This window comes from Klebsiella sp. SWET4 (genome assembly GCF_024296565.1).
GTDB classification, from domain to species: domain Bacteria; phylum Pseudomonadota; class Gammaproteobacteria; order Enterobacterales; family Enterobacteriaceae; genus Klebsiella; species Klebsiella variicola.
Window position 1 is genome coordinate 205,993 of the sequence record NZ_JANCOB010000003.1, and the last position, 23,591, is coordinate 229,583.

The 23,591-nt window shown below is 58.1% G+C and carries 20 protein-coding genes and 1 tRNA gene; 11 read left to right on the forward strand and 10 right to left on the reverse strand.

Translation table 11 applies throughout. The annotated features are described in order from the left end of the window. Positions 1–37: 37 nt before the first annotated feature. The 5 genes from NKJ21_RS10095 to NKJ21_RS10115 all read right to left on the reverse strand — a co-directional run bounded on the left by NKJ21_RS10095 (position 38) and on the right by NKJ21_RS10115 (position 5,767). Positions 38–114 (reverse strand) — tRNA-Pro (locus NKJ21_RS10095). A 119-nt stretch (positions 115–233) separates the two neighbouring features. Then, a complete protein-coding gene (locus tag NKJ21_RS10100) occupies positions 234–1,628 on the reverse strand; it encodes an ankyrin repeat domain-containing protein (RefSeq protein WP_012967080.1) in 1,395 nt (464 codons plus the stop codon). A gap of 196 nt (positions 1,629–1,824) precedes the next feature. Then, the gene (eptB, locus tag NKJ21_RS10105; protein ID WP_008806897.1) at positions 1,825–3,498 is read right to left on the reverse strand and encodes a kdo(2)-lipid A phosphoethanolamine 7''-transferase; all 1,674 of its coding nucleotides are present in this window, start codon (positions 3,496–3,498) and stop codon (positions 1,825–1,827) included. A 242-nt stretch (positions 3,499–3,740) separates the two neighbouring features. Continuing rightward, positions 3,741–4,946, reverse strand: coding sequence for an MFS transporter (locus NKJ21_RS10110; RefSeq protein WP_012540343.1), 1,206 nt, complete (start codon positions 4,944–4,946; stop codon positions 3,741–3,743). A gap of 239 nt (positions 4,947–5,185) precedes the next feature. Continuing rightward, entirely contained in the window at positions 5,186–5,767 is a 582-nt protein-coding gene (locus NKJ21_RS10115; RefSeq protein ID WP_162493230.1) for an autotransporter outer membrane beta-barrel domain-containing protein, read from the reverse strand. 206 nt (positions 5,768–5,973) lie between these two features. Here NKJ21_RS10115 and tag point away from each other — a divergent pair, with 206 nt between their 5' ends. Both tag and NKJ21_RS10125 read left to right on the forward strand, forming a co-directional pair. After that, on the forward strand, positions 5,974–6,555 hold the full coding sequence (tag, locus tag NKJ21_RS10120; RefSeq protein WP_012540342.1) for a DNA-3-methyladenine glycosylase I: 582 nt from the start codon (positions 5,974–5,976) through the stop codon (positions 6,553–6,555). Further along, positions 6,533–6,973, forward strand: coding sequence for an N-acetyltransferase (locus NKJ21_RS10125; RefSeq protein WP_008806893.1), 441 nt, complete (start codon positions 6,533–6,535; stop codon positions 6,971–6,973). Before tag ends, NKJ21_RS10125 begins: the two co-directional genes overlap by 23 nt. On the opposite strand, the gene NKJ21_RS10130 is transcribed toward NKJ21_RS10125, so the two are convergent. Beyond that, complete coding sequence (locus NKJ21_RS10130) at positions 6,942–9,272, reverse strand: molybdopterin guanine dinucleotide-containing S/N-oxide reductase (RefSeq protein WP_110221750.1); 2,331 nt, start codon at positions 9,270–9,272, stop codon at positions 6,942–6,944. The genes NKJ21_RS10125 and NKJ21_RS10130 overlap by 32 nt on opposite strands. Positions 9,273–9,439: 167 nt before the next feature. On the opposite strand from NKJ21_RS10130, the gene NKJ21_RS10135 reads away from it, so the two are divergent. From NKJ21_RS10135 to ghrB, 6 genes are all read left to right on the forward strand, one after another. Then, on the forward strand, positions 9,440–10,102 hold the full coding sequence (locus NKJ21_RS10135) for an OmpA family lipoprotein (RefSeq protein ID WP_002921917.1): 663 nt from the start codon (positions 9,440–9,442) through the stop codon (positions 10,100–10,102). 103 nt (positions 10,103–10,205) lie between these two features. Next, a complete protein-coding gene (locus NKJ21_RS10140; protein WP_008806891.1) occupies positions 10,206–11,222 on the forward strand; it encodes a LacI family DNA-binding transcriptional regulator in 1,017 nt (338 codons plus the stop codon). A 111-nt stretch (positions 11,223–11,333) separates the two neighbouring features. Beyond that, a complete protein-coding gene (locus tag NKJ21_RS10145) occupies positions 11,334–12,083 on the forward strand; it encodes a sugar phosphate isomerase/epimerase (RefSeq protein WP_008806890.1) in 750 nt (249 codons plus the stop codon). Between the two features lie 3 nt (positions 12,084–12,086). Next, entirely contained in the window at positions 12,087–13,022 is a 936-nt protein-coding gene (locus NKJ21_RS10150) for a sugar kinase (protein WP_110221749.1), read from the forward strand. A gap of 104 nt (positions 13,023–13,126) precedes the next feature. Further along, positions 13,127–14,407 carry an MFS transporter gene (locus NKJ21_RS10155; protein WP_254732880.1) on the forward strand — a complete coding sequence of 427 codons (1,281 nt, stop codon included), beginning with the start codon at positions 13,127–13,129 and terminating at the stop codon, positions 14,405–14,407. Between the two features lie 24 nt (positions 14,408–14,431). Further along, on the forward strand, positions 14,432–15,403 hold the full coding sequence (gene ghrB / locus NKJ21_RS10160; protein WP_008806887.1) for a glyoxylate/hydroxypyruvate reductase GhrB: 972 nt from the start codon (positions 14,432–14,434) through the stop codon (positions 15,401–15,403). A gap of 108 nt (positions 15,404–15,511) precedes the next feature. On the opposite strand, the gene NKJ21_RS10165 is transcribed toward ghrB, so the two are convergent. Beyond that, positions 15,512–16,222: a DUF3053 domain-containing protein gene (locus NKJ21_RS10165; protein WP_012540337.1), complete on the reverse strand. Its 711-nt coding sequence runs from the start codon at positions 16,220–16,222 to the stop codon at positions 15,512–15,514. A 441-nt stretch (positions 16,223–16,663) separates the two neighbouring features. On the opposite strand from NKJ21_RS10165, the gene NKJ21_RS10170 reads away from it, so the two are divergent. From NKJ21_RS10170 to cspA, 3 genes are all read left to right on the forward strand, one after another. Further along, on the forward strand, positions 16,664–18,019 hold the full coding sequence (locus NKJ21_RS10170; RefSeq protein WP_008806885.1) for an aromatic acid/H+ symport family MFS transporter: 1,356 nt from the start codon (positions 16,664–16,666) through the stop codon (positions 18,017–18,019). A gap of 245 nt (positions 18,020–18,264) precedes the next feature. Further along, positions 18,265–18,555, forward strand: a complete 291-nt coding sequence (locus NKJ21_RS10175) for an HTH-type transcriptional regulator (RefSeq protein WP_002921931.1) — start codon at positions 18,265–18,267, stop codon at positions 18,553–18,555. Positions 18,556–18,806: 251 nt separating this feature from the next. Next, positions 18,807–19,019: an RNA chaperone/antiterminator CspA gene (gene cspA, locus NKJ21_RS10180; protein ID WP_000014594.1), complete on the forward strand. Its 213-nt coding sequence runs from the start codon at positions 18,807–18,809 to the stop codon at positions 19,017–19,019. Positions 19,020–19,117: 98 nt separating this feature from the next. Here the strand turns inward: cspA and NKJ21_RS10185 are convergent, their stop codons facing one another. From NKJ21_RS10185 to glyS, 3 genes are all read right to left on the reverse strand, one after another. Further along, complete coding sequence (locus NKJ21_RS10185; protein WP_022064582.1) at positions 19,118–20,737, reverse strand: ATP-binding cassette domain-containing protein; 1,620 nt, start codon at positions 20,735–20,737, stop codon at positions 19,118–19,120. A gap of 301 nt (positions 20,738–21,038) precedes the next feature. Next, the gene (hokA, locus tag NKJ21_RS10190; RefSeq protein WP_110221747.1) at positions 21,039–21,191 is read right to left on the reverse strand and encodes a type I toxin-antitoxin system toxin HokA; all 153 of its coding nucleotides are present in this window, start codon (positions 21,189–21,191) and stop codon (positions 21,039–21,041) included. A gap of 326 nt (positions 21,192–21,517) precedes the next feature. After that, positions 21,518–23,587, reverse strand: coding sequence for a glycine--tRNA ligase subunit beta (gene glyS / locus NKJ21_RS10195; RefSeq protein ID WP_012967074.1), 2,070 nt, complete (start codon positions 23,585–23,587; stop codon positions 21,518–21,520). Positions 23,588–23,591 lie beyond the last annotated feature (4 nt).

Here is a 23,591-nt window from a genome sequence, read left to right on the forward strand (position 1 = left end):
GCAAAAAAGCCTGCTCGTTGAGCAGGCTTTTCGAATTTGGTCGGTGATAGAGGATTCGAACCTCCGACCCCTTCGTCCCGAACGAAGTGCGCTACCAGGCTGCGCCAATCACCGAATGCGGGGCGCATCTTACTGCTGGGATGCCTACCCGTCAATGCCTTATTTTCAAAAAATCGCTCAACCGGCGAGAAACTCAGCAGCCTGAGCAGCGAATCGCCGGTTGGTCATCGTTTTCAGCGGCAGGTCACCTCAAACGCTTTGCGATACTCGGATACCTTACAGGTCACCGGCTCACCGAGATAGGTCGAGCCCGCCGGGTTGAATTTAAATTCCCCCAGCAGCATCGTCAGTTCCCCCAGCTCCGGGCAGGATTGCTGATGACGCATAATATCCGGGCGGGTATCGTTATTCACCGCGCGGGCGATGTCGCTGTATGCCAGCTTGTCGGCAAAGGCATTAGCACAAAACTGCAGTTCGCTTTGCGCCATATGCGCGGCCTGCCCCTTCAGCTCGGCATGCTGCGCCAGCAGCAGCTGGCGAACCTCGCCGGCCCGGCTGTAGCCGATCGCCGTATAGCCGGCCTTATTGCTGAGGTTGACGCTGGCGCCAGCCTCAAGCAGCGCCTCGACATTGGCTTTATTATTCATTTTGACCGCCAGCATCAGCGGGCTGAGGTCGTTGGCGGAGAGCTGGTCCACCTTTGCGCCGCGCTGCACCAGCGCCGCGATCACCGCAGGCGACCCCTGACCCGCCGCCACCTGCAGCGCCGTGAGTCCTTCACGGTTCGGCTTATCCACCTCCACACCGGAGGCCGACAGCGCCAGCACCAGATTGGGATCATCCCCCGCCGCCGCCAGCATCAGCGGGGTGGTGCCGGATTTATCCGCCAGGCTGGTGTCCGCCCCGGCGTTGGCCAGCGTCGTGATGGTTTCCGTCGAACGCGCGTGATCGACCGCGAGGAAAAAGGCCGATTCCCCTGACGCATTGACGGCCTTCACGTCCGCCCCATGCCTGATCAGCAGCGCCACGATCTCGTCGACGTTCTTCTTAAACGCGCCGGGCGCCAGTTGTAACGCCATGTCTTCGGTCATCAGCGCGCGGTTACCCGTCGCCAGCGATTTCGCCGCCGTTGCGCCGACAATTTTATCCAGCGCGCTCTCCTTCTCGACAGGCGCATCGGGCTTTTTCATCGCCAGAATATGCTGATAGTCCTTTCTGACGTCCCCGCCGTCGGCAATGGCGGACATCAATGCCGTACTCTTCTCGACGCTGGTCTGATTTACCGACGCGCCGGCCTGGAGAAGATCGCCGATAATCGCGGCATCGCTGCCGCGCGCCGCCGCCAGCATCAGCGCCGTGACGCCCTGGCGCGTCTGGAGATTCGGCTTCGCCTGACGCTTAAGCAGTAACGCTACCACATCACGACGATTTTCCGCGGCAGCGACCATCAGGCCACTTAAGCCGGTTTTATCCTGACCATCCACATCAATGCCGTTATTCAGCATGGCTTCGATCGTCGCTGGCGCATCGTATTTACAGGCCAGCAGGAACTGGCTGGTCTCTTCCTCAGACTGGCAGCCCGCGAGCATCAACAGGCACAGTAAGGCCAACCCCTTTATCACCTTCATCCTTTCTCTCCATGAAAAGTTCGTGCACAGGGGGAGCGAGAAAACTGGAGGGTAATCAAAGAAGAAGAGGCAACCTGCCAGACACATCCACTGTGCGAAAAAAATCCCTCGCGCGGCGTCAGCCGGCGAGGGATTAGCTTATCCTGGGCTCAGGAAGGGAGAACAGACCCGAGAATCTGAAAATAAACCCCGTGCCTTACTTTTTCCACCGGCACCAGTTGTTATTCTCATTGATCCCGCCATCCGGCGAGGTATAGCCGAGACAGCCCATAATGGTGTCATACAGCTCGACGTGACGGCGCGGCACCTTCATCGCAGCCTGCTGCTGCAGATGGGCAAACGCGGCGGCATGATCGGGGTTCTCCAGGTATTTATCCGACATCCACACCATCATCGGCACGCGGAACTGCTCCGGCGGCGCCATCTTGCGCGGCGTTCCGTGCAGGTGTTCGCGTTCATTAATCGACTCCCCATGATCGGCGGCATAGAACACAATCGCTTTCTTATCCCGCAGCTGGTCGAGGACGCTGACGATAAAGTGATCGACGTAGGTCACGCTGTTATCGTAGGAGTTAATCAGCTCCGCTTTCGAGCACTTGTTGTCGACGCCGACGCACTCCGGCTTCCACTGGGCGAAGCTGCGCGGGTAGCGTTGGGTGTAGTTAAAGTGGGAGCCTTTGGTGTGGAGAATGATCAGATGCTTACCGGAGGCGTTGCCCTGCGCCATACCGCGCTTCATCTCATCCACCAGCAGCATATCGTCAACGCTCTTACCACGGTTGCGCGGCTCGGCGCCAATCTGCTCGCGGTAGGCGATATTGTTAGCCATCGTGTTGCTGTAGAACCACATCTCGCTCTGCATGGCGTACAGATTGCCGCTGAAGCCCAGCTGATGCAGCACGGCAAAGACGTTCTGCTCTTTGAGCGTCCGCTGCGGGTTATCCTCCGCCCCGCCCTGACGCACAAACATGCAGCGTAACGACAGCTTGGTGGCGGTATCGCAGGAGTAGCCGCGGAAGGCGACCAGATTCTTCTCTTTCTCCAGCTCTGGCGTGGTATTGCGGCTATAGCCAAGGATGCCCATATGGTCCCAGCGGGTCGTTTCGCCAATGATAAACACCACGTAGGTGTCATCCAGGCCTTCCGGCGCGACGTAGGTAAACTTCTTCGCCGGGTTAATCAGCGATTTATTATCCGAGGATTCATCCACCTGCGCCCAGGCGTACAGCCCCAGCGCCGACAGCCAGTTAGATGGCAGATAGGAGTTGGCGATCACCCCGCCATAGCTCGGCATATCCACTTCCGAATGGCGCTCCACATCATGCTGACGCAGCTCAAGCAGGCGGATGGGACCCCAGACAATGAGCCCGGCCAGCACGACGATCAATACGTTTTTAACCCGCTGCCCCGGGGTGCGCAGTTGGCGCAGCAGCGTATGGCGGCAGCGGTTGCTCCAGATGAACAGCAGCGGCGGCGCGCTCACCACCACCAGCCAGAGGATCAGGTGCCAGCCAATGACCTCTTTCGACAGGTCGATATCGGTGGTCATCACCGAAGCGATAATTCCGTAGCCAATCACCACATTGAGGAACGTCATGTAGTAACTGGCGGCGGCGGAAAACAGGACAATCAGCGTCGCCAGAATGCGCCAGATGCGGCGACCAAACAGTGACAGCAGACGTAACAGGAAGAAGGTGACAAAGACCGTGGCGACCAGTTCAACGACACCGGAAAGCCCTTTCCAGAAAGTGAACTCTTGAGCATAACCATCGAAACGCCGGAAAAAAACGGCGATGTTCATAAACCAGCCGATGTACAGCGCCAGCCAAAAACTAAGCTTCTGCTGCGTCATCGTTCTAATATATTTCATGCAAGCAAACCTGGAAAAAGAAGAATAAAACACCGCCTGACGCTGTGGCATGAGTCAGTAGGCTAATAGGGTGCGTTAGGGTTGGTTATCAGAAACCTCTACAAAGCGCGATAAGTAGACCACAGGGAACGGGAAAAGTATCAGGAGGGAATGTGATCCAGCCAAACATTTACAAAACATTTGGCTGGATTGGCACTATTTGCTTAGGGGATTAACCAGGGGCACGTTTCGCGCTGCAGGTTTCAGGCGTGCGCCTCGCTATAAACACTGCCTTTCGGCTGACGGATGGTGGTGGACAGCGCCAGCGACAGAATCAGCAGGGCGAAGATCACGCAGAAGGTCACGTAGAAGCCGCCGAACAGCGAAGCGATGAGAGAGCCGCAGATGCTGCCGATACCAAAGCCCAGATAAATCACGCCGTAGTTTTTCGCCAGATTGTTCAGGCCAAAGAACTCACTCACCAGCGACGGGAAGACGGTGATGGTGCCGCCGAAGTTAAAGGCGACGCAGGCGATGGCGGCGAAGAAAGTCATGGCATTCAGCGGGGCGAACAGCAGCGCGGCCATCCCTACCAGCGACACGATCTGACCGAGGGTAATCACACGAATGCGGGAGATCTTGTCGGACAGGATGCCTAACACCAGGCGGCCGCTGAGGTTAGCAATCGAGATAACGGTTACCGCGTTTGCCGCCGTGGCGACATCCAGGTGGACCATCCCCTGGGCAATATCTTTCGCCACGCCAATCACGTACAGTCCGCTCATGCAGGCCGTCAGGAACATCACCGCCAGCATCCAGTACTGCGGTTTGCGCATCGATTCGGCGAGAGTAAAGTCATTTTCCACGACGCCGTTGGCCGCGGTGGTCGCCGTATGATTCGGCGCATCTTTCATCAGGGTCGCGCCAAAGACGATCATCACCAGCACGATAGCGCCCCAGATGACGAAGGTTTTTTCCAGGCCGACGGTGGCCAGCAGATGGGAATCAATGAATTTGAACCCCAGGCTGCCGAGCCCATAGGAACCAATGGAGAAAGCAGAGATCAGCCCTTTACGCTCCGGGAACCACTTCACGCAGTTCGACAGGGTCAGCAGATAGCCGGCGCCGTCCGCCAGCCCCACCAGCACGCCCGCGCTCAGCCACAGCATCATCAGGCTGTTGGAGTGCGCGGTCAGGAAGAAGCCCAAACCGAGCAGTATCCCGGAGGCCATGGTCACACGCTTAACGCCAAAGCGTTCCTGCAACTTCCCGGCGACCGACGAGGAGAGCGCCAGCCCGAGGCTCAGCAGGCCAAAGGAGAAAGCCACCTGGCTGACCGGCTCGCCCAGTTTGTCAGACAGCGAACTATTAAACAGGCTCCAGGTATAGACCGAACCGAGAGCAAATTGGGTGATGATGGTGCCGATTAGCGTAAGCCAGCGGGTCGATTGACGGTTTGCAGCGTTCATAGCAGTTGTCCTGATAAATTAACTGCCGCCACAATAGCGAAGGCCCCTCATCCTGTGGGGAAAAAGGCATGAACTGCCACCAGCAGGGAATGAAATGCATTAATGGCGGAACGAATGACATTGCAAAACATTCATTCCGCGAATTTCAGGAAAAAAGTTAGTGTGCGCTATCTCACAGAAATGCGCCATTACTGAGATTTAACAATAACCGCGTCGTTTCAAACGCGTAACAATATCGGTCAAAAGTTGGCGCTGACGCCCATCAAATAGAGCGTATTTTCCCCGGATGGGACATTGTCCGCCTGCGACAGCGTCGCCCATGCCGCAACATGGGATCCCAACCGCATATCGGCGCCCAGGGTGACATCACTCCAGCCGCCCTCTCTGGCGCGGGTCGTCGGCGACCAGGCATCGCTGGTAAGCGACTGGTTATAGCTCACCTGAGCCCAGGGATGCACGCCCCACAGCGACTGATAATCCATGCGCCAGCCGAGCGTGTTGACATACCCCGTCTCGCCAGCGCTTCTCGTCACTGGCGCGGTGACGTCACTGCGCAGGCTGGCCACCGGCCCGGAGGTCATGCCATTTGCCAGCAGATAATTCCAGCCAACGCTCTGACCACGGCTGCTGTCCGGTGGCGCCAGCGCCTGGTTTAATGCCAGCCCGCCAGGCGTCTCTGAGGACTTCATCCGCTCAGCGAGAATATCTTCGTAACGTGGTTGGTGATCGCTATCCCATGTATAGCGTTCCGGCGTATTACTTTTTGTATCGATAGCGATATATTCCTGTTGCCAGGCATTCGCTCCAGAGACACACGTCATCCAGACGGATACGCTCGCCGGGAACAAGAAGCCCCGGAGGCCATTGCATTTCTTTATTATCATTAATGCGACTCCAGAAAAGAGCCGAATCGGCAATATTGCTGTGTTTTTTTTGGGGATACGATTTCCCTGTATTAACTATTATCTTTATCTTTCAGCCGTCAAGCCGGGGCGTCCACTTTTTTAGCGCAGAGGGAGAAATAGCTATGCAACGTTGCGGATGGGTGAGTCAGGATCCGTTATATATCGAATATCACGATACCGAATGGGGTGTGGCGCAAAAAGAGGGCCGCCAGCTGTTTGAAATGATCTGCCTGGAGGGCCAGCAGGCCGGTTTGTCATGGATCACGGTGTTAAAAAAACGGCAGAACTACCGTCAGGCTTTTCACCACTTCGATCCGGTGCGCGTGGCAGCGATGGGGGAAGACGATGTCGAGCAGTTGCTGCAGAATGCCGGCATCATTCGCCATCGGGGAAAAATCCAGGCCATTATCGGCAATGCCCGCGCCTATCTGGCGATGGAAGAAAATGGCGAGTCGTTCACTGATTTTGTCTGGTCCTTCGTCAACAATGAGCCGCAGGTGACCTGCGCCGCGACGCTGGCGGAGATCCCCACCACGACGCCGGCCTCCGATGCGCTGTCGAAGGCATTGAAAAAACGCGGCTTTAAATTTGTCGGCTCGACAATCTGTTATTCCTTTATGCAGGCCTGTGGGCTGGTCAACGACCATATCACCGGCTGCTTCTGTCACCCTGGAGGTCAGGATGATCCGCAAGTGGGACACTAAAGATACCGCGCCGCTGCTGGCCCTGTGGCTGGACAGCACGATTCATGCCCATCCTTTTATCAGCGAAAGTTACTGGCGCGACAGCGTCGCGGTGGTACGGGATGTCTATCTTCCCGCCGCCAGCACCTGGGTCTGGGAACGCGATGGGGAATTAAAAGGCTTTGTTAGCGTGCTGGACTCCCGCTTCGTCGGCGCGCTGTTTGTCGCGCCGGACGCCATCCGCCAGGGCATTGGCCGGGCGCTGCTGGATGAAGTCAAACAGCACTACGCCTGGCTGAGTCTCGAGGTTTACCAGAAGAACGAATCGGCGGTCAGTTTCTACCATGCGCAGGGCTTCCGGATTGAAGACTGCGCATGGCAGGACGACACTCAGCACCCGACGTGGATTATGCGTTGGCCGGCGGATCAAATGCTGTAAGCGGCAGCGTCGGGCCGGTATATTTCTCCAGCCACGCCAGGGCGGTGTTCCCGGCACAGCCGTTGCCCAGCCGGGATGTCGGGATATCTTTGGTTAAGACATTCACCGCCCCGTTTTTGCAGATGCCCACCCGCGGATCCAGGTCGGGCCATGCCCCTTCATGCAGGCAAATCACCCCCGGGCGGATCCCCTCCGTCACCACCGCGCCGGCCAGCACCTGACCGCGGGCGTTCCACACCCGCACCAGATCGCCATCGGCAATCCCCCGGGCCCGGGCATCCTGCGGATGAATAGTCACCGGTTCGCGTCCGGCGACAGCATAGCGTTCGCGCAGCGCGGTGTGGTTCAGTTGACTGTGCAGACGGTGGGCCGGATGGGCCGACAGCAGCTGCAGCTGCCCCGCCTCAGCGTTGCCATGCCACTCGTCGGGCTCCAGCCATATCGGGTGCGGCGGGCAATCGGCGTAGCCAAAGGCGGCGATGGTTGGCGAGTGGATCTCAATTTTACCGCTCGCCGTTTTCAGCGGATTAGCCTGCGGATCGGCGCGGAAGGCGGCGAAGCGCGCAAAACGGGCATTTTCCGGCTCCTCTGGCATCTCAATCAGCTGGTTAGCCTGCCAGAATTCGGCAAACGGCGGCAGCGTCACCTGCTGGTGAGCCCCGCGCTGGGCGGCGATCTGATAGAAGGTCTCCAGCCACTGCAAATCACTCTTCCCTTCGGTGAAGCGCTCGCGGCCGCCCACCTCCCAGCGTTCGCTGAGGTCGGCAAAGACCGCGAAATCGTCGCGCGCTTCATCTCGCGGGGCGACCACCTGCTTCATCGGCACCAGATGCTGATTGCTGTAATCTCCAGTCATGGTCAGATCGTTGCGCTCAAACGAGGTGGTCGCCGGCAGGACGATATCGGCATGGCGCGCGGCGGCGGTCCAGAAGCATTCGGAGATGACGATCAGCTCCGGCTTCTGCCAGGCCTGAATCAGGCGGTTGGTGTCCTGATGATGAGTAAAGTTGGCCCCGCCGGCCCACCAGATAAAGCGAATATCGGGGAAGCGACGCGCCATGCCGTTGTGCTGATACTCTGCCCCCGGATTCTCCAGCGCCTCGACGATCCGCGCGACCGGGATCTTCTCCACCGCGTCCACGCCCCCGGCGACGCTTCCCTGCATCGAGCCCAGTACCGCCGCGCGGCGCGTCGGGTTGCCGCCGTTGGCGAAATGATAGGAAAGACCAAACCCGCCTCCCGGGGTGCCAATCTGCCCCAGCATGGCGGCCAGGGTGACCAGCATCCAGTGCTTCTGCTCGCCATACTGCTGGCGCTGCATGCCCCAGCCAGACATCAGCATGGTGGTATTTTCATGGAAAATTTTCGCCAGTTCACGGATCTTATCCGCTTGCACGCCGCAGATCGCCGCCGCCCAGTCAGCGGTTTTCGCTACGCCGTCGCTTTCGCCGGTCAGATAGCGGGCAAAAATATCGTAGCCGCTGGTGCAGCGGGTAAGAAACGCATCATCCTGCCAGCTATTCTCCACCAGCGTATGGGCGATCCCCAGCATCAGCGCGACATCGGTGCCCATATGCGGCGCGATCCATTCCATCGAATCGCCAAAGAAATCGACGGTTTCCGATCGCATCGGATCGATGCAGATCAGGCGCTTACCGCTCTGGCGCAGCCGGTCGAACCACGGGATCCCCTGCTCGTCGGAGGCGTTCCAGGCAATTTTCAGGGTGTTCAGCGGGTTGGCGCTCCACAGCACCACCACTTCGCTGTGCTCGAGCACCAGCGGCCAGCTGGTCTGCTGCTGATACACCTCATTCCCGCCCACGACGTAAGGCATGATCGCCTGCGCCGCGCCAGTGGAGTAATCGCCAAGATGGCCGGTATAGCCGCCCGCCAGGCTCATGTAGCGTTGCAGCAGGGTGGCCGCCTTATGCAGGACGCCGTTAGAGCGCCAGCCGTAGGAGCCGGCGAAAATCGACTGCGGACCGTAGCTTTCGCGGATCCGTCGATGCTGGGCGTCAATTAAATCCAGCGCCTGATCCCAGCTCACCCGCACGAATTCATCCTGACCGCGGACCCCCTGGGGCTTGTCCGGTGAAGCAAGGAAGCCTTTGCGCACCATCGGATAGCGCACGCGGGTTTTGCTGTGGACCTGATCGCGCACCGCCGTTTGCAGCGAGTTGGCAAACGGTGTCGCCAGCGCGCCGCGGGAAGAGAGGACGTTTTCACCGTCCGTTTCCACCAGCATCGGTCCCCAGTGGGCGGCGGTTAAGATGGTTTTGGTTGCAGATGAGGTTGGCAAGGGCGGCTCCTGGTCAGCGAATGCAGGTGTCATGACGGCGTGATGGGCAACCGTTCAATGTTATTTACAAAATGAGATGGTATCCGGGGAATTTTCTACGTAATCACGCGTCATAATCAACCGTCACGTTCGCTGTGACAAAGAATAAAAAGGATTAAGGACATTAAATGAAAAAACGCGTACTTATGATTGCGGCGCTGGTCAGCGGCACTCTGGCCATTTCTGGCTGCACCACCAACCCCTATACCGGTGAACGTGAAGCAGGTAAATCCGGTATTGGCGCAGGTATTGGCTCCTTAGTGGGCGCTGGCGTCGGCGCGCTCTCCTCTTCCAAACATGACCGCGGCAAAGGCGCGCTGATTGGCGCAGCGGCTGGCGCGGCGCTCGGCGGCGGCATTGGTTACTACATGGACGTGCAGGAAGCGAAGCTGCGCGACAAAATGCAGGGAACCGGGGTCAGCGTGACGCGAAATGGCGACAATATCGTGCTGAACATGCCGAATAACGTCACCTTCGACAGCAATAGCGCCAACCTGAAGCCGGCCGGCGCCAACACCCTGACCGGCGTGGCCATGGTGCTGAAAGAGTACGAGAAAACCGCTGTTAACGTCGTCGGCTACACCGACAGCACCGGCAGCAAGGATCTGAATATGCGTCTGTCGCAACAGCGTGCAGACAGCGTCGCCAGCGCGCTGATCACTCAGGGCGTGGCGGCCAATCGCATTCGCACCACCGGCATGGGGCCGGCGAATCCTATCGCCAGCAACAGCACGGCGGAAGGCAAAGCGCAGAACCGTCGCGTGGAAATTACCCTCAGCCCGCTGCAATAAGCGCATCCTCATGTCGCCCGGCAGCCGCTCTGCCGGGCAAAATGCTTGATATCGCTATTTTTCGCGCTAAGGTGTTGGCAGATTTTCAGCAAAGGAAGCCACCATGGCGAAAGCGGCGCGTGCAACTATCAGCGATGTGGCGAAAGCCGCAAAGACCGGCAAAACCAGCATTTCACGTTATCTTAACGGCGAGAAGCATCTGCTTTCCGACGATCTGTTATCACGTATTGAAAAAGCCATTGCCGAACTCGACTACCGCCCCAGCCTGATGGCCCGCGGCCTCAAGCACGGCCGAACCCGCCTTATTGGCCTGATCATCGCCGATATCACCAACCCCTACTCGGTCAATGTCATGAGCGGCATTGAAGCGGCCTGCCGGGAAAAAGGCTTCACCCTGCTGGTGTGTAATACCAATAACGAGCTGGATCAGGAACTGCACTACCTGGACCTGCTGCGCAGCTACCAGGTGGAAGGCATCGTGGTCAACGCAGTCGGTATGCGGGAGGATGGCCTGAACCGCCTGCAGCAGTCGGCCCTGCCGATGGTGCTGATTGACCGTAAAATCCCCGACTTCGCCTGCGATGTGGTCGGGCTTGATAACGCCCAGGCCGCCACCACCGCCACCGAACACCTGGTGGAGAAAGGGTTTGAGGCCATCCTGTTTCTCAGCGAACCGCTGGGCTCGGTGAATACCCGCCGCGAGCGTCTGAGCGCTTTTCGCGCTACCCTCACTCGTCACCACGGCGTGGTGGCTGAAAACGCCGAAGTGCAGCTCAACGACGGCGCGATGATGGACAACGTCCTGCGCCAGTTCCACGCCCGTCACCGCGGGATGCGCAAAGCGGTCATCTCCGCCAACGGCGCCCTGACGCTGCAGGTGGCCCGCGCTCTGAAGCGCGTCGGCCTGATCTGGGGGAGCGATATCGGCCTGCTGGGCTTCGACGAACTGGAGTGGGCGGAGCTGGCTGGCGTCGGTATTACCACCCTCAAACAGCCGACGTGGCAGATCGGCTACGCCGCGGTCGAACAGGTGATTCGGCGCATTGCCGGCACTAACGACCCCATCCGCGAGCGGGTCTTCTCCGGCGAGCTTATCGTCCGCGGATCAACCTCTCGTTAACGATCCTTCGTGATGCCGATCATAAATTAAACATCTCGCCCTTTCTTATGGAACCGATACCATCTAGCGTATTAAGGAGATTAAGCAACAAACGCCGGGAGTAAGAGCGCGATGGCCAGAAAAATTATTGTCGTTACCGCTGCGTATGGTAATGACCATGTTAAATCCTTAGGCGGCCAGGCCGCTGTCCTGCCGTTCATCGCCGACGCCGGTGCGGACGGTGTCGAAATCCGCCGCGAGCTGTGCAGCGCGGAAGAGCTCAACGCTCTGCCGTCGCTGGCGGCCACCATTGAGCGCCACGGCCTGCTGGCCTGCTACTCCGCGCCGCAGGCGCTGTTCGCCGATAACGGCGAGCTCAACCCGGAACTCCCGGCGCTGCTCGCGGAAGCGCAAACCCTTAACGCCCTGTGGCTAAAGCTCTCCCTTGGCCATTTCCTTCACAATCAGCAGTTGGATGAGCTGCGCGAGATCCTCCGCGACAGCGGCATGGCGTTGGTGGTAGAGAATGACCAGACCGACTGCGGCCAGCTGGCGCCGATGCAGCGCTTCAAAGCCGCCTGCAGGGTCCATCAGTTGCCGGTCACCTTAACGTTTGATATGGGCAACTGGCTGTGGGTCGGCGACTCGCCGGAAGAGGCGGCACGCCACCTTGCGCCGGCGGTCAGCTATATTCATGTGAAAGCGGCGGAGCCTCATCATGAGAAATTCCGCGCGGTACCGCCGGATCAGGCCGCCGATCGCTGGCTGGCCCTGCTCGATAATCTTCCTGCCGACGCGCCGCGTGGAATCGAGTTCCCGCTGACTGGCCATGACCTGACGGCCGTGACCCGCCGCTACGTCAACCTGTTACGCGAGGATTAAGCCGTGGAAAATTTAGATGTCATCACCATCGGCGAAGCCATGGCCATGTTTGTCGCCACCGAAACCGGCGATCTGGCCGAGGTGGAGCATTTCATGAAGCGTGTCGCCGGCGCCGAACTGAACGTCGCCACCGGCCTGGCGCGCCTGGGTCTGAAGGTCGGCTGGGTCAGCCGCGTCGGCAACGACAGCTTTGGCCGCTTCGTACTGCAATCGCTGGCGAAAGAGGGGATCGATAGCCACGCTGTCGCCATCGACAACCGCTTCGCTACCGGTTTCCAGATGAAATCGAAAGTCGAAAATGGAACCGATCCCATTGTGGAGTATTTCCGCAAAGGCTCTGCCGCCAGCCATCTGTCGCCGGACGATTTTCGCGCCGACTACTTCACCAGCGCCCGCCATCTGCACCTGAGCGGCGTGGCCGCCGCGCTCTCTGAAAGCTCATATGCGCTGCTGGAGCATGCGGCGAAGGTGATGAAAGCCGAGGGAAAAACCCTCTCTTTCGACCCTAATCTGCGCCCGGTGCTGTGGAAAAGCGAAGCCGAGATGGTGGAGAAACTCAACAGTCTCGCCTTCCAGGCTGACTGGGTTTTGCCAGGCTTAAAAGAGGGCGTGATTCTCACCGGCCAGCAGACCCCGGAAGGGATCGCCGATTTTTATCTCTCCCGCGGCGTCAAGGCGGTAGTCATTAAAACCGGCTGCGACGGCGCCTGGTTCAAGAGCGCCAGCGGCGAACAGGGAACGGTTGATGCCATTAAAGTCGAAAACGTCGTCGATACCGTCGGCGCCGGCGACGGCTTTGCCGTCGGGGTGATTAGCGCCCTGCTGGAAGGCAAAACCCTGCTTCAGGCGGTGAACCGTGGCAATAAAATCGGTTCGCTGGCGATTCAGGTCCAGGGCGACAGCGAGGGGCTCCCCACCCGCGATGCGCTGGGCGAATAACATTTATACGCAACAATAACAGCCGTCCTGTACCCTACCTGCAGCGCGGCACAGCAGCGTCCGTTTCGACGGACGGATGTCACCTCATTGACAGAGGCAAGCCTATGAATAGCTCAACAAATGCAACGAAACGCTGGTGGTACATCATGCCTATCGTGTTTATCACGTATAGCCTGGCGTACCTCGACCGTGCCAACTTCAGCTTCGCCTCCGCGGCAGGCATTACCGAAGACCTGGGCATCACCAAGGGGATCTCCTCCCTGCTGGGGGCCCTGTTCTTCCTCGGCTACTTCTTCTTCCAGATCCCCGGCGCTATCTATGCGGAGCGCCGCAGCGTTCGCAAACTGATCTTTATCTGCCTGATCCTCTGGGGCGGCTGCGCCTCGCTGACCGGTGTTGTGCATAATATCCCGGCGCTGGCGGCCATTCGCTTTATCCTCGGCGTCGTCGAAGCGGCGGTGATGCCGGCGATGCTGATCTATATCAGCAACTGGTTCACCAAATCAGAGCGCTCTCGCGCCAACACCTTCCTGATCCTCGGTAACCCGGTGACGGTCCTGTGGATGTCGGTGGTCTCCGGCTACCTGATTCAGGCCTTCGGCTGGCGGGAAATGTTCATCATCGAAGGGGTGCCGGCAGTGATCTGGGCCTTCTGCTGGTGGGTGCTGGTAAAAGACAAACCGTCGCAGGTTAACTGGCTGGCGGAGAATGAAAAAGCCGCGCTGCAGGAACAACTGGATCGTGAACAGCAGGGCATCAAAGCGGTGCGTAACTATGGCGAAGCCTTCCGCTCCCGCAACGTGATCCTGCTCTGCGCGCAGTACTTTGCCTGGAGTATCGGCGTGTACGGTTTTGTACTGTGGCTGCCGTCGATTATCCGCAGCGGCGGTGAAAATATGGGGATGGTGGAAGTGGGCTGGCTCTCTTCGGTTCCGTACCTGGCGGCCACTATCGCCATGATCGTGGTCTCCTGGGCCTCCGATAAAATGCAGAACCGTAAGCTGTTCGTCTGGCCGCTGCTGCTGATTGGCGGACTGGCCTTCATCGGCTCCTGGGCGGTCGGCGCCAACCACTTCTGGGTGTCTTATACCCTGCTGGTGGTGGCCGGTGCGGCAATGTATGCGCCTTACGGCCCCTTCTTCGCCATTATTCCGGAAATGCTGCCGCGTAACGTCGCCGGAGGCGCCATGGCGCTGATCAACAGTATGGGCGCTCTGGGCTCCTTCTGCGGCTCGTGGTTTGTCGGCTACCTGAACGGTGCCACCGGCAGCCCCGCAGCCTCCTATATTTTTATGGGGGTGGCGCTTTTCGCCTCAGTATTGCTGACTTTGATTGTTAAGCCTGCTAATAATCAAAACATTCCGCTTGGCGCTCACCACGCCTGAACTATTTCTACTACGGAGATTCGCATGAAGCCGTCTGTCATTCTCTATAAAACGCTTCCCGACGACCTGCTACAGCGCCTGGAGGAGCACTTTTCCGTCACTCAGGTAAAAAACCTGCGGCCGGAGACCGTTTCGCAGCATGCAGAGGCCTTCGCCCAGGCTGAAGGCCTCCTGGGCTCCAGCGAAAAGGTTGACGCCGCGCTGCTGGAGAAGATGCCGAAGCTGCGTGCGACCTCTACCGTTTCCGTTGGCTATGACAACTTTGACGTCGAGGCGCTGAACGCTCGCCGGGTGCTGCTGATGCATACCCCGACCGTACTGACCGAGACCGTCGCCGATACGGTCATGGCGCTGGTGCTGAGCACCGCGCGCCGGGTAGTGGAAGTGGCGGAGCGCGTCAAAGCGGGCGAGTGGACGAAGAGCATTGGCCCGGACTGGTTCGGCTGCGACGTGCACCATAAAACCTTAGGTATCGTCGGCATGGGCCGCATCGGTATGGCGCTGGCGCAGCGCGCCCACTTCGGGTTCGGCATGCCGATCCTGTATAACGCGCGCCGCCAGCATCCGCAGGCGGAAGAGCGCTTCAACGCCCGCTATTGCGATCTCGATACCCTGCTGCAGGAAGCCGATTTCGTCTGCTTGATCCTGCCCCTGAGCGAAGAGACCCACCATCTGTTCGGTCAGGCGCAGTTTGCCAAAATGAAATCTTCCGCCATCTTCATTAACGCCGGACGTGGCCCGGTGGTGGACGAGCAGGCGCTGATCGCTGCTCTGCAGGCGGGTGAAATTCATGCTGCCGGCCTTGATGTCTTCGAACACGAACCGCTGGCAAAAGACTCGCCGCTGTTAACCCTACCAAACGTTGTCGCGCTGCCGCATATCGGCTCTGCCACCCATGAGACGCGCTACAACATGGCGGCCTGCGCGGTGGACAACCTGATCGATGCCCTGAACGGTAATGTAGAGAAAAACTGCGTTAACCCGCAGGTCAAATAAGCCATAAAAAAACCCGGGTAGCGGCGGCAATCGCCCTCCCCGGGTTCTTTTTGCATCTTATCCATCATCCTGCTCGTTCGCCGCAGCCAACGTCAGCCAGATGAGACATTAACGGGTGGCGTTCACCGCTGCCGTCCATGCCTGATTAAACGCCTGATGCTGCGCCGCCAGCGGCCCAATCAGCGCATTGTACTGGCTGGCCTGCTGCGAGGTGGGGAACTGAATGCCGTTGGCCACAAAGCTCACCTGGGTCCCCTGCTGAGCGACAAAATCCCCCACCTGAACCAGCTGCTGGGTAAAGATTTGCGCGGCCGGGATCAGCGGCTGCAGCGCGTCAGCTGGCGCGGTCACGACCTTGGCGTAAACCTGATCGAAGACCGGCTTAAGATCGTCAGCCTGCTTCAGAGCGCTATGCGCGGCATCGGCCTGCATTTTCGCATTCTGCAGCTGCTGGCTGAGCACGCCCAGCGCGCCGTTCGCCTGACGCAGCGGCTCACGCTGGGTCATATAGTCCTGCGGGACGCGGATAGCATTGACGCTGTCCACCACCGGGCGCAGACCAGCGTCCATCGCCTGGCTCACCTGCTGCGAGTAACCATAGATCACCGCGTAGTCAGAGACAAAAGGCCCAAACTGTTTTTTCTGATCGGCGGTCAGCGTCGGCAGACGTTCACCGCTACGCATCGCCGTATTCTGCAGGAAGTCGATAAACGCTTTGCGCTGATCGCCTTCTTTATCAAAACACCCACTCAGGCTAACCACCATCAATAAGGCCGCCATAGCCGCAAACCAGCGAGAGCAGGACTTTCCTGTCGCCATTTTTTTACTCCTTTCAGCCAAAAAAAGCGCACAACGACACACACGTGCCAGACGCTGACAAGGATAGTCCAGCTCGGCCTCGCAGGATACCCTTTACTGCTAATCTTACGCAGGAAAAACGCCATTTCGCACGCCATCGTCGCGGTGTAGAACGTCTGTTATGCACATCACAAATATAGTCATCACATTCTGCGAGCGAAGTTTATATAACCATCTGATTTTTATGGCACTAAAAAAGTTTCCGTACGACGTGGCGTCCTAAAACGGACGATAATCGCACGCTTTGGCGCGCGCCTGCATTGCCTGCCCCCCACTTCAATGATTTGATGAATGAGCGATTAACGGCGATACGTTCGATTATCGCACAAATCAAACTCAATGACGCGAGGACGACGATAAAAACAGACCTCTGTCCCTCGCTCAGTCTGCCAGGAAAGCCGTATGACTAAGACAACCATCGACATTCAGGCCTTTATCAACGAGCACCCCTTCACCCGCTACCAGTGGATGATCCTTGCGCTCTGCTTTATCACCGTCGCGATGGACGGATTCGACACCGCGATCATCGGATTTATCGCCTCCGACCTGGTACAGGAATGGGGCGTGGAAAAATCGGCGCTCGGCCCGGTGATGAGCGCCGCGCTGGTGGGCCTGGCGGTCGGCGCCTTAACCGCGGGGCCGCTGGCTGACCGCATCGGCCGCAAAAAAGTGCTGATTATGTCGATCGTGGTGTTCGGCGGATTCAGCCTGCTTACCGCCTTCGCCACCAGCCTTAATCAGCTGACGCTGCTGCGTTTCCTGACCGGTCTCGGGCTCGGCGCGGCGATGCCGAATGCGGCCACCCTGATGAGCGAATATGCGCCGGAGCGCCGTCGGGCGCTGCTGGTGAACCTGATGTTCGTCGGCTTTCCGATGGGATCATCGCTGGGCGGCTTTTTATCCGCCTGGATGATCCCGCACTATGGCTGGCAGAGCGTGCTGGTGCTGGGCGGCGTGATGCCCCTCCTGCTGGCCGTAGCGTTAATTTTTCTGCTGCCGGAGTCTGCCCGCTATCTGGTGGTGAAGCAGCAGCCGGCGCAGCGCATTGCCGCCATCCTGAAACGCATCGCGCCGCTGCCGGAGGCGGTGGAATTTGAGCTGCGCGAAGCAGGCCAGGTGAAAGAGAAATCGGCCATCGGCGTCATTTTCTCCCCACGCTACGCGGTGGGTACCGTGATGTTGTGCCTGACCTACTTTATGGGCCTGCTGATTTTCTACCTCCTGACCAGCTGGCTGCCGCTGCTGATCCGCGAAACCGGCGCCTCGATGAGTCAGGCCTCCATCATCACCGCCCTGTTCCCGCTGGGCGGCGGGATTGGCGTACTGATCCTTGGCGCCCTGATGGACAAGATCAATCCCAACAAGGTGGTGGCCGTCGGCTGGTTGCTGACCGGCGTTTGCGTCTGCCTGGTGGGTTTCTCCACCAGCAGCCTGGTGCTGATGGGGGTGATGGTGTTTATCGCCGGTAGTATTATGAATGGCGCGCAGTCGTCGATGCCCGCGCTGGCGGCAGGCTTCTACCCGACGCAGGGGCGCGCCACCGGCGTCGCCTGGATGCTGGGTATCGGCCGCTTCGGCGGGATCCTCGGCGCATTCAGCGGCGCCTTCCTGATGCAGGCGCAGCTCTCCTTTGAAACCATCTTCACTCTGCTGGCCATCCCGGCGTTCCTGTCAGCCCTCGCGCTGCTGATCAAATACCGGGTCAGTAAATCCGCGCCGGCGACGAAAGACGACGCGAGAGGTCTGCAGAAAGCCTGATTGTTAAGCCGGCGGCCCGCGCCGGCTTTGCCGCTTTTTTCTTATCCGTTTACAAAAATTTTCGAAGCCATCTCATCGCGTTAGTAATCATTCTCTTAGGCTCCACTGCCGTTTGGCTGCCGGGGCCGATTCGATAGCCTGTTGGCAAATAATCACGGACGTTACCATCCGCTGCACGATTTTCTGACTATTCTTAAAGAGCTTTATAAAAAATCTCTTCCGCTGTGTGATAAAAGGAGTTCTCAATGGAATATAAAGATCCCGTGTTTGAACTGCTGAGCAGCCTGGAACACATCGTATTTAAGGATGATAATCAGAAACTTACCTCAAACCGTAAGTCCACTGTGTTTAGTGAATTTGAGCAACTGCGTAAAGGCACTGGACTTAAGATTGACGACTTTGCCAACGTCATGGGCGTGAGCGTCGCCATGGTAAGAGAGTGGGAGTCGAGACGGGTTAGACCGTCTCCCACCGAGCTGAAATTGATGCGCCTGATTCAGGCCAATCCACAGCTTTCACGACAGTTACTCGATTAATCCAGCGCGCAGCGGCATGGGTCAGTAAGGGGGCTTTTGCCGCTGCACCGTAAAAAAAGTTTGCTATCAGGTGCTGAACGTGCGTTAATGCTCGCAGGTTTGATGTACAGACCACAGAGCAGTCGAATAGAGCAGTCCTTCTAAGGTTATCCAAAGATACCCCCGTAGTGAACTTTCCCTTTATCGCTTTAAATCTGTAGTCCAGACCGCTACGCCGCAAGGCTCACTTATTTTTTTAAAGGTAATTCACTATGTCCGGTAAAATGACTGGTATCGTAAAATGGTTCAACGCTGACAAAGGCTTCGGCTTCATCACTCCTGACGATGGCTCTAAAGACGTGTTCGTACACTTCTCTGCTATCCAGAACGATGGCTACAAATCCCTGGACGAAGGTCAGAAAGTTTCCTTCACCATCGAAAGCGGCGCTAAAGGCCCGGCAGCTGGCAACGTAACTTCTCTGTAAGTTCAAGCCGCTAAGAATCGAGAATCCCTGCCTGATGGCGGGGATTTTTTTTATCTGTCGCCAACAGCCGCCAGCATACGATGGCGGCTGTTGGGCATTCAGAGCAGGGAAAAGTGCCAGCCCGTCTCCCGCCACGCCAGGCTATGGGTCAGCTTCAGACCGTGTAAAAAAGCCTCATCATGTGACACCACCAGCATCGCGCCTGGAAACGCCGCCAGCGCGCTTTCAATAGCCTGTGTCGATGCTAAATCGAGATGGTTGGTCGGCTCATCCAGCAAAAGCAGCTGAGCGGGATCGCGTCTCCAGAGCACGCACGCCAGGGCCGCTTTCAGACGCTCGCCGCCGCTGAGCGTCGCCAGCGGCAGAGTGACCTTATCCGCGCCAAGCTGGAGCTGCGCCAGACGGGTGCGCAGAAGGCCCTCATCCAGCGGGGTATCGTCCAGGCTCAGGTGCGCCATGACCGATAACGACAGATCCAGCTGCGTCAGATGTTGATCCAGATAAGCCGCGCTCACCGACAGCCGGACATCGCCTGAGACGGCCTGCTCCAGCCCCAGCAGCGTTTTCAGCAAAGTGGTTTTGCCACAGCCGTTCGGTCCCTTTAGCGCAATACGCATCGGACCATCCATACGCCAGTCCAGCGGCGCAGCGGGTGAATGGGCGAGCTGCAATGCTTCCACCACCAGAACCTGCTTGCCGGCGGCCACTTCGCTACCCGGCAGGGTGAACATCACCGGATTGTCGTCTTCTACCCGCTCCCGTGCCTGCTGCACGGCGGCATTCAGACTGCTGTTCTGTTCACGATGCTGACGGCGCAGCGTTCCCGGGCGCTCTTTTGCCGCACCTTTGTACTTCACACGTTCAAACGAGGCGATATTTAGCGTATCAACGGTCCGCAGCGTCTGAGCCGAGCGCCGCTGCGCGGCGTCATGCTCCTTTTGCATTCGCGCGCGGGTGCGCCGTCGCTCGGTCACAGCATGCTCCAGCGCCGCGCGCGCAGCCTGCTGCTCCGCCATACGCTGGCGCTGATATTCATCATAGTTGCCGCCGTAGCTGCGCAGCGCCGTCGGCGTCAGCTCAATAATCCTCGGCATCCGCGTCAGTAACTCGCGGTCGTGGCTGGCGATCAGAGCCCCACCCTGCCAGCTTTCCAGTTGGTGATAGAGCCACTCCCGCCCCTGGCGGTCCAGATGGTTGGTGGGCTCATCCAGCAGCAGATAATCGGCGCCGGAGACAAAGGCGCCGCACAGCAGAGCCTTCATCCGCTCGCCGCCGCTGAGTGAAAAAACGGGACGATCCGCAGAGAACGGCGGGAGATCGGCTTCACGGAAAGCTAAACTCAGGCGATCGGGGAGATCCCAGTGGCCATCCAATAGATCGAAATCGGCAGCCAGCACTTGACCCTGTTCAAGGCGAGACAAGGCATCAAATATCGGCGCATAGCCCAGCAGCGCCGCGAGGGTCATCTCTGGCGTGACGTTCGGCTGCTGCGCCACCCAGGCAATGGAAGCCGCGCGTTCAATATGACCGTCGGCGGGGGAATCCAGACCGGCCAGCAGACGTAGCAGACACGTCTTGCCGACGCCGTTCCGGCCGACCAGGCCGCAAAGCGACGATTCCAGCGATAAATTCAGCGGACCAAATAGCGTATCTCCCGTCGCAAACTGACAGGTGACCTGATGTAAAACAAAAGCGGGGATATGGGCGCAATGAGCCATAAGCACTCCTGAATGAAATCAATACTCCCCTACCCGCAACATCTGCGAGGTAAGGCGTGAAATTCATCAGTCGTGTTTGTTCATTTGTGGGGCGCGCTCCGGTGAGACGAGGAATTCGTCGGGACATAGGATAGCCACACTCCGGTATGCGTTGCAAGCCTGTTTTATTCAACGATCGTGTAAAAATAAAAAGGCCTCCTGATATCAGGAGGCAAATGATTTATTTGGTGAACAATGAAAGGGTGCATTGAGAATGCCTGACACTGCAAGCATGGTGGGGATAGATCCCCACCAGATGCTCTTACTGTTTAATATCACAGGCTAAGAATGCCACCAGCTCAATATTTCCCTGTCTGAGCTGTAATTCACATAGCGAATCACGAACCGTCCAGGTCAATAATAAAATAGTGAAGCAAATCACTACTAAGCCAAACAACAGATACTTTTGCGGCATTCCTCGCCTCCAGTGTTGATTTTCAACAAGTAAGAGGCTACTCTTATGGTGTTCATGCATAGGGGAGCCTCACTTTGATTACTATCAGGTGGGGCTTTTCTCTGTCTGTCTCCCGCTGAATACCTGAGACACACAGTCTCAAGCACCCGCCGCCATTCTAGCGTAAATACCTCACGGAATTATTTTTATATATTCCTAAAACATTTCTTATCGATGAATGTAAATAATGAAGATATCAATGACAGAATTATTAACGGTTCATCTATTTATATTTCACGTATAAAAAAACCTGCCCTGAGGCAGGTCTTTTATTATTACCGATACGCTTACTGCAGCAGAGAAATATCCGCGACCTGCAGGAACAGTTCACGCAGTTTGGACAGCAGCGTCAGACGGTTGATGCGAACATCTTTGTCTTCAGCGTTAACCATCACGTTCTCGAAGAACTCATCCACCGGCTCGCGCAGCGCAGCCAGCTCGATCAGCGCATCCTGATAACGGCCTGCGGCGAAATACGGCTGCAGTTTGTCGCGCAGCACCACCAGATTGCCCGCCAGCTTGATTTCCGCCGCTTCTTTCAGCACTGAAGCGTGAACGATGTCGTTCAGCGTCTCGTCGGATTTCGCGAGGATGTTGGAGACACGTTTGTTTGCCGCCGCCAGCGCGGAGGACTCTTCCAGGGTACGGAAGTGCGATACGGCTTTCATGCGCGCATCAAAATCCGCCGGGCGGGTTGGACGACGCGCCAGTACCGCCTGGATCGTGTCGACGCCGTAACCTTCGTCCTGATACCAGGCGCGGAAGCGGCCCAGCATAAAGTCGATCACATCATCAACCACGTTGGCGTTGGTCAGCTTCTCACCGTACAGACGCACCGCTTCTTCGGTCAGCGTTTGCAAATCGAGATTCAGGTTCTTCTCAACGATGATACGCAGCACGCCCAGCGCGGCGCGGCGCAGCGCAAACGGGTCTTTATCGCCTTTCGGATGCTGCCCGATACCAAAGATACCCGCCAGGGTGTCCATCTTATCGGCAATCGCCACCGCGCAGGCCACCGGGTTAGACGGCAGCGCGTCGCCGGCAAAGCGCGGCTGATACTGCTCGTTCAGCGCCACGGCCACGTCTTCCGCTTCGCCGTCATGGCGCGCGTAGTGCATCCCCATCACGCCCTGGGTGTCGGTGAACTCGAAGACCATGTTGGTCATCAGGTCGCACTTGGACAGCAGGCCCGCGCGGGTCGCATGGTTCACATCAGCGCCAATCTGCCCGGCAATCCAGCCCGCCAGCGCCTGGATGCGATCGGTCTTGTCGCGCAGGGTCCCAAGTTGCTGTTGGAACAGCACGGTTTCCAGACGCGGCAGGTTATCTTCCAGACGTTTTTTACGGTCGGTGTTGAAGAAGAATTCAGCATCGGCCAGACGCGGACGAACCACCTTCTCGTTACCGGAGATGATCTGCTGCGGATCTTTGGACTCGATGTTCGCCACGAAGATAAAGTTCGGCAGCAGTTTGCCGGCATTGTCGTAGACCGGGAAGTACTTCTGGTCGCCCTTCATGGTGTAAACCAGCGCTTCGGACGGCACCGCGAGGAATTTTTCTTCGAACTTCGCCGTCAGCACCACCGGCCATTCCACCAGCGAGGTGACTTCTTCCAGCAGGCTTTCGCTCAGATCGGCTTGACCGCCAATCTTACGCGCCGCTTCTTCCGCATCGGCTTTGATTTTGGCTTTACGCTGTTCGTAATCGGCGATGACTTTACCGCGCTCCAGCAGGATCTGCGGGTACTGGTCGGCATGATCGATAGTGAACTCCGGCTCACCCATAAAGCGATGCCCGCGAATCACGCGATCGGACGGAATACCGAGGATAGTAGCCGGGATCACTTTGTCACCCAGCAGCAAAGTCACCGTGTGAACCGGACGCACGAAGTGGACGTCAGACGCGCCCCAGCGCATCAGTTTCGGGATCGGCAGCTTCGCCAGCGAGCTGGCAATCATGTTCGGCAGCAGCGCTTCAGTGCTTTCGCCCTTTACATGGGCGCGATACAGCAGCCATTCGCCTTTGTCGGTGGTCAGACGTTCGGCCTGATCGACGGTGATACCGCAGCCGCGCGCCCAGCCTTCGGCCGCTTTGCTTGGCTTGCCTTCGGCATCGAACGCCTGGGCAATAGCCGGGCCGCGTTTTTCCACTTCGCGATCGGCTTGCGCCGCCGCCAGGTTGGCTACCTTCAGCGCCAGACGACGCGGGGCGGCAAACCATTCCACTTTACCGTGCGCGAGGCCAGCGTTATCCAGCTCCGCGGTCACGTTCGCAGCAAAAGATTCCGCCAGGCTGCGCAGCGCTTTTGGTGGCAGCTCTTCAGTGCCGATTTCCACCAGAAAAGTATTCTCAGACATGGCC

What these genes read in the sequence shown, in the direction of transcription:
- NKJ21_RS10100 (WP_012967080.1), bottom strand. Translation starts at nt 1,628, where the DNA reads ATGAAGGTGATAAAGGGGTTGGCCTTACTGTGCCTGTTGATGCTCGCG.
- eptB (WP_008806897.1), bottom strand. Translation starts at nt 3,498, where the DNA reads ATGAAATATATTAGAACGATGACGCAGCAGAAGCTTAGTTTTTGGCTG.
- NKJ21_RS10110 (WP_012540343.1), bottom strand. Translation starts at nt 4,946, where the DNA reads ATGAACGCTGCAAACCGTCAATCGACCCGCTGGCTTACGCTAATCGGC.
- NKJ21_RS10115 (WP_162493230.1), bottom strand. Translation starts at nt 5,767, where the DNA reads ATGACGTGTGTCTCTGGAGCGAATGCCTGGCAACAGGAATATATCGCT.
- tag (WP_012540342.1), top strand. Translation starts at nt 5,974, where the DNA reads ATGCAACGTTGCGGATGGGTGAGTCAGGATCCGTTATATATCGAATAT.
- NKJ21_RS10125 (WP_008806893.1), top strand. Translation starts at nt 6,533, where the DNA reads ATGATCCGCAAGTGGGACACTAAAGATACCGCGCCGCTGCTGGCCCTG.
- NKJ21_RS10135 (WP_002921917.1), top strand. Translation starts at nt 9,440, where the DNA reads ATGAAAAAACGCGTACTTATGATTGCGGCGCTGGTCAGCGGCACTCTG.
- NKJ21_RS10140 (WP_008806891.1), top strand. Translation starts at nt 10,206, where the DNA reads ATGGCGAAAGCGGCGCGTGCAACTATCAGCGATGTGGCGAAAGCCGCA.
- NKJ21_RS10145 (WP_008806890.1), top strand. Translation starts at nt 11,334, where the DNA reads ATGGCCAGAAAAATTATTGTCGTTACCGCTGCGTATGGTAATGACCAT.
- NKJ21_RS10155 (WP_254732880.1), top strand. Translation starts at nt 13,127, where the DNA reads ATGAATAGCTCAACAAATGCAACGAAACGCTGGTGGTACATCATGCCT.
- ghrB (WP_008806887.1), top strand. Translation starts at nt 14,432, where the DNA reads ATGAAGCCGTCTGTCATTCTCTATAAAACGCTTCCCGACGACCTGCTA.
- NKJ21_RS10165 (WP_012540337.1), bottom strand. Translation starts at nt 16,222, where the DNA reads ATGGCGACAGGAAAGTCCTGCTCTCGCTGGTTTGCGGCTATGGCGGCC.
- NKJ21_RS10170 (WP_008806885.1), top strand. Translation starts at nt 16,664, where the DNA reads ATGACTAAGACAACCATCGACATTCAGGCCTTTATCAACGAGCACCCC.
- NKJ21_RS10175 (WP_002921931.1), top strand. Translation starts at nt 18,265, where the DNA reads ATGGAATATAAAGATCCCGTGTTTGAACTGCTGAGCAGCCTGGAACAC.
- cspA (WP_000014594.1), top strand. Translation starts at nt 18,807, where the DNA reads ATGTCCGGTAAAATGACTGGTATCGTAAAATGGTTCAACGCTGACAAA.
- NKJ21_RS10185 (WP_022064582.1), bottom strand. Translation starts at nt 20,737, where the DNA reads ATGGCTCATTGCGCCCATATCCCCGCTTTTGTTTTACATCAGGTCACC.
- hokA (WP_110221747.1), bottom strand. Translation starts at nt 21,191, where the DNA reads ATGCCGCAAAAGTATCTGTTGTTTGGCTTAGTAGTGATTTGCTTCACT.
- glyS (WP_012967074.1), bottom strand. Translation starts at nt 23,587, where the DNA reads ATGTCTGAGAATACTTTTCTGGTGGAAATCGGCACTGAAGAGCTGCCA.